We start from the raw sequence: 3,030 nt of genomic DNA, 5'->3' as shown, positions 1-3,030 counted from the left end.
AAGGGAAGGAGGAGTAAAATGAGTATAAAAGAAACTGTAAAAGCCTCAAAATGGCCCGAATTTGAGGGTTTAGGTTTAACAGAAGAACAAAAATTGGCCTATAATCGTTTTAGATTTTGGCGAATAGTAATAGCAAGTTCAGTCTGGTACAGCTTTTATTATCTGGGGCGTCTGAATTGGGGGATATGTATGCCATGGATAATAAAGGACTTACATATTTCCAAGATGCAGGCCGGTATGGTCGCAACAGGGTTGTTGTGGTCGTATGCTGCGTCAACCTTTTTGTCAGGCCGTTTTGGTGAAATGTTTGGAAATAGATTGATGCAACAGTTTGGAGGGATTGGGACTACGATCTTAAATATCATTACCGCCTTCCAAAGTACATTTACAGGGGTGTTTGCTGTTTTTACGACTAATGGTTTTGTGCAGGGGTTGGTATATGCGCCAACAAATATGTTGATCACCCAATGGTATCCCAAGGCCAGAAGAGGATTTGCGACGGGTATTTATGCGACATCGATGGGCATTTCTTCATTGGTGGCGTGGGGTATCACAGGATACACAGTAGTTAATTATGGTTGGCGGGCTGCTTTTATATGGCCGCTTCTCATATTCACTCTTCCTTCAACAATTGCTCTTTATTTCTTAGTCAGAAACAGGCCATCAGACGCTGGCTTCCCCCCATATAAAGAACTGATGACGGAGAGTATTTCAGGCAAAGTGGAGGCTTTAAAGGATGAAGCAATAAAAGGCCTGAGAGCTTGGGGGCTCTTATTTAAAAATTGGAAATTTATGTTTCTATGCATAGCCTCTTTTTCCGTCTACGTTGGAAGATTTGGTCTTCTAACGTGGATCCCCCTGTATTACGCCGAGACTGCAGGAATTAAACTGAAGGCTGTGCCAATTATGACCTTTGCATTACCTTTTGGAATGATGTTCGGCCCTGCAATCGCTGGGTGGATGTCTGACACATTTTTTAAGGCTAAAAGGTTTCAGATGATCTGTACCTTTTTCATCGGCTGTATAACGGTTTTGCTTCTGATGGCTTTCATTCCCATTAAGGTAATGGGCATTCCTTGGGCCATCGCCTTACAAGTTCTCGCTGGTTTTTTTGTGCTCGGCATCAATGGAGTCCTCTTTACGGCTGCCTGTGACTTTGGAGGTAGAAAAATGGGCGGAACTGCAGTGGGAACAATCAACCTCTTTAATTATTTTGGCGCAGGCATTCAAGGAGTATTAATTGGTGGTATTCTAACATTAACAGGAAGCTGGACTATTGTGTTTGCAATTATCGCTGGATTGATGATAATGGGGACTATCCTAACATTTTTGACTAAAGAATAATTTGTGGAGATAATATTTTTGATATATGATGTGGTAGGAAGGCCAAATAATGTCTTCTATCTTTTAAAGGAGGTATTTTATGTTTAAAAAGATACTTGTACCTTTGGACGGCTCGAAATTAGCTGAAAATGCCCTGAGCCCTGCCGAGGGGTTGGCAAAGCAATTTAACGCTGAAGTAGCTCTTTTCCATACTATTAGTCGTGTTACTATCTATACAGATGTAGAGCAGCCAGCAGGCATTTGCACAGTTTGCGATGCAGATGAAAAGCAAAAGACAGCGGTAGAGAGATATCTTTCTAAATTGGCAGAACAGTTAAACTCAAAAGGGGTAAAGGCTTCCTGGGTTATTTCCACAGGAGAGCGTGTAGCAGGCCAGATAATTGAATATGCCAAAGAAAACGACATTAGCCTTATTGTTATGTCTACCTGTGGAATATCCGGACACTCCCCTGGGGTTTTGGGGAGTGTGACTGAAAAGGTCATAAAAGGAGGAGCCGAAACAGCAATCCTTATAATGTGTCCAAAAGGCGTTGAAAAATTGTGTAGAGTTTAGACGCTGAACCCAAAAAGATAGCTGTTTAAACTTTCACTTGTGTTTAAAAAGGTCGTAGGGGGCTCAATTGCTTTAGCAATTGAGCCCATTGTTAATTAGTATCTCCTTTATTTATTAATGAAAATAACGCTCATATACCCTCCATGGCAATTCTACTCTCCGAGTAAATTGTACCCTTTAGGAATATCTTATCTGGCGTCTCAGTTATGCCATAGTGGATTTGGTAATGTTGATATTGTTGACCTAAATTTTGAAATATCCGATCCTCAAAGCGTATTTAAAAAATCGATAGAAACAGTAGAAGAAAGAGAGCCGGATATTTTAGGGATAACCTGCTGGACTGTCCATCTTCCTTTTTGCATAGAATTTGTAAGGATGTATAAGAAGAAACATCCGGATGTGAAAATCATTCTGGGAGGGGTCCATGCATCATCTCAACCCGAGGAGATTATGAAATTATGTCCGGTGGACATAATCGTAAAGGGTGAGGGAGAAGAAACCATCATCGATTTGCTCCGTGCAATCGAGAAGAGTAAGGACCTGGGTAGAGTCCCTGGTATTTCATATCGTAGGGATGGAACAATTACCAATAGAAAAATACCAACCTCTTAATCGCAAATATGTTTTTTCCCTTCTTGCCAGTAGGGGTTGCTCTTACCGGTGCATTTTTTGTTCGACCAATCGTCTGTGGAAATTCCAAAGAAGGAGAAGTCCTGAAAATATTTTTAAAGAGATTAGGTTGCTGTTAAATAAGTACGATCTGGGGTTTATAAGATTCGAAGACGATGATCTTACAATCCATCGTGATTGGGCCATGAAACTATTTACCTTATTGAGAGAATTTTCTGTCCATTTTGGTTGCTTGACAAGGATCGATAAAATCGATCTGGATCTACTCAAAATCATGGCGGAGGCGGGGTGTGAGGATATCTATCATGGAGTTGAAAGCGCTTCTCCACGATTGTGGAAAATCTTGTGCAAAGGCTTTCCAGCATGGATGAACATTGACTATATTAAGCATCTAATTACAGATGAAATTTGCCTCGGTTTAAAACCCACCGTTTCTGCAATGATTGGCATTCCCACGGAGACCAGGGAAGAGGTAGAGTCAACCTTCGATTTGATGTGTGAAC

The 3,030-nt window shown here is 41.1% G+C and carries 4 protein-coding genes; all 4 read left to right on the top strand.

The window, feature by feature from the left end; all coding sequences use genetic code 11:
- Positions 1-18 precede the first annotated feature (18 nt).
- On the top strand, positions 19-1,344 hold the full coding sequence (locus tag NTU69_11040) for an MFS transporter (GenBank protein MCX5804045.1): 1,326 nt from the start codon (positions 19-21) through the stop codon (positions 1,342-1,344).
- A 79-nt stretch (positions 1,345-1,423) separates the two neighbouring features.
- Positions 1,424-1,897 carry a universal stress protein gene (locus NTU69_11035; protein MCX5804044.1) on the top strand — a complete coding sequence of 158 codons (474 nt, stop codon included), beginning with the start codon at positions 1,424-1,426 and terminating at the stop codon, positions 1,895-1,897.
- 117 nt (positions 1,898-2,014) lie between these two features.
- The gene (locus tag NTU69_11030) at positions 2,015-2,509 is read left to right on the top strand and encodes a cobalamin-dependent protein (GenBank protein MCX5804043.1); all 495 of its coding nucleotides are present in this window, start codon (positions 2,015-2,017) and stop codon (positions 2,507-2,509) included.
- The coding region (locus NTU69_11025; GenBank protein MCX5804042.1) for a radical SAM protein at positions 2,472-3,030 on the top strand (559 nt) is incomplete at its 3' end. The genes NTU69_11030 and NTU69_11025, both read left to right, overlap by 38 nt.

Source organism: Pseudomonadota bacterium (genome assembly GCA_026388215.1).
In the GTDB taxonomy this organism is placed as follows: domain Bacteria; phylum Desulfobacterota; class Syntrophorhabdia; order Syntrophorhabdales; family Syntrophorhabdaceae; genus JAPLKF01.
The sequence above is the reverse complement of the archived record's forward strand: the minus strand, read 5'-3'. Positions and strand labels throughout refer to the sequence as shown.

Coding starts and splice junctions, on each gene's coding strand:
- NTU69_11040 (MCX5804045.1), top strand. CDS start 19: ATGAGTATAAAAGAAACTGTAAAAGCCTCAAAATGGCCCGAATTTGAG.
- NTU69_11035 (MCX5804044.1), top strand. CDS start 1,424: ATGTTTAAAAAGATACTTGTACCTTTGGACGGCTCGAAATTAGCTGAA.
- NTU69_11030 (MCX5804043.1), top strand. CDS start 2,015: ATGAAAATAACGCTCATATACCCTCCATGGCAATTCTACTCTCCGAGT.